Annotated in this window: 1 protein-coding gene; it reads left to right on the top strand. The window is 45.1% G+C overall.

The features are described from left to right. A partial coding sequence (locus BBROOKSOX_RS10595) for an integrin alpha (protein WP_180324007.1) occupies positions 1–1749 on the top strand: 1749 nt, incomplete at both ends.

The raw sequence follows: 1749 nt of genomic DNA, 5'->3' as shown, positions 1-1749 counted from the left end.
ACTCGCTCTTCTAAAACTTTAATTATTAGCAAAACCTCAGGTACTTTTGCAGCTGAGGATGTGGCAAAGGTGGTGGAAGCCATCAAACTGAAAAACACCGATACGGATTCACAACTTGGTATTCGAATCGCTACTATTACTTATATAGATACTGTAGGTAATGAATCAGCCTCAGCAACTGCTTCATTACAAGAGGCGCAGCGTGGCTTTGTTATCAATGGTGAGTCAACGGGTGACTTTAGTGGCATCTCAGTCTCCAGCGCAGGCGATGTCAACGGCGACGGCTTAGATGATTTAATTGTGGGTGCTTTATATGCCGATCCAAGCAGTAAATTAAATGCAGGTAAATCGTATGTTGTATTCGGTAAACAAGACAACACCGATGCCATTAACTTATCAGCCATTGCTGCTGGTACAGGTGGCTTTGTTATCAATGGCGAGTTATGGAACGATTATAGTGGCTTCTCAGTCTCCAGCGCAGGCGATGTCAATGGCGACGGTTTAGATGATTTAATTGTGGGTGCTTATGGTGCTGATCCAAGCAATAAATCAAAAGCAGGTAGATCGTATGTCGTGTTCGGTAAACAAGACAACACCGATGCCATTAACTTATCAGCCATTGCCACTGGCACAGGTGGCTTTGTTATTAATGGCGAGTTGGCGGGTGATTGGAGTGGCACCTCAGTCTCCAGCGCAGGCGATGTCAACGGCGACGGTTTAGATGATCTAATTATTGGTGCTAAGTATACCAATCCAAATGGTAAATCAAACGCAGGCAAATCTTATGTCATTTTCGGTAAACAAGACAACACCGATGCCATTAACTTATCAGCCATTGCCACTGGCACAGGTGGCTTTGTTATCAATGGCGAGTCAACGGATGATTATAGTGGTCACTCAGTCTCCAGCGCAGGCGATGTCAACGGCGACGGCTTAGACGATTTAATTGTGGGTGCTTATAGTGCCGATCCAAGCGGTAAGCCAAACGCAGGCAAATCTTATGTCATCTTTGGCAAACAAGACAACACCGCTATTAATTTATCAGCCATTGCCGCTGGCACAAGCACAGGCGGCTTTGTTATCAATGGCGAGTCAGCGCATGATAGGAGTGGCATCTCAGTCTCCAGTGCAGGCGATGTCAACGGCGATGGTTTGGATGACTTAATTGTGGGTGCTTATAGCGCCGATCCAAGTAATAAATCAAACGCAGGTAAATCATATGTCGTGTTCGGCAAACAAAACAACACTGATGCCATTAATTTATCAGCCATTGCTGCTGGTACAGGTGGCTTTGTTATCAATGGCGAGTCAGCGAGTGATCGTAGTGGTTACTCAGTCTCTAGCGCAGGTGATGTCAATGGCGATGGTTTAGACGACTTAATTGTGGGTGCTTATAGTGTTGATTCAAGCGGCAAGACAAACACAGGTAAATCGTATGTCGTGTTCGGCAAACAAAACAACACCGATGCTATTAACTTATCAGCCATTGCTACTGGCACAAGCACAGGCGGCTTTGTTATCAATGGTGAGTCAGCATATGATTATAGTGGCTTCTCAGTCTCCAGCGCAGGTGATGTCAACGGCGATGGCTTAGATGATTTAATTGTAGGCGCTTATCAAGCCGATCCAAGTGGCAAGTCAAACGCAGGTAAATCCTATGTCATCTTTGGCAAAACCGACACTGATGCCGTAGATTTATCAAAACTAGGCGATGAGTCAAAATACACCATTGATTACCTTGGCAATAAA

The sequence above is a fragment of the bacterium endosymbiont of Bathymodiolus sp. 5 South genome (assembly GCF_900128535.1).
Lineage (GTDB): Bacteria > Pseudomonadota > Gammaproteobacteria > PS1 > Pseudothioglobaceae > Thiodubiliella.
This window is presented reverse-complemented; position numbering and strand designations above follow the sequence as displayed.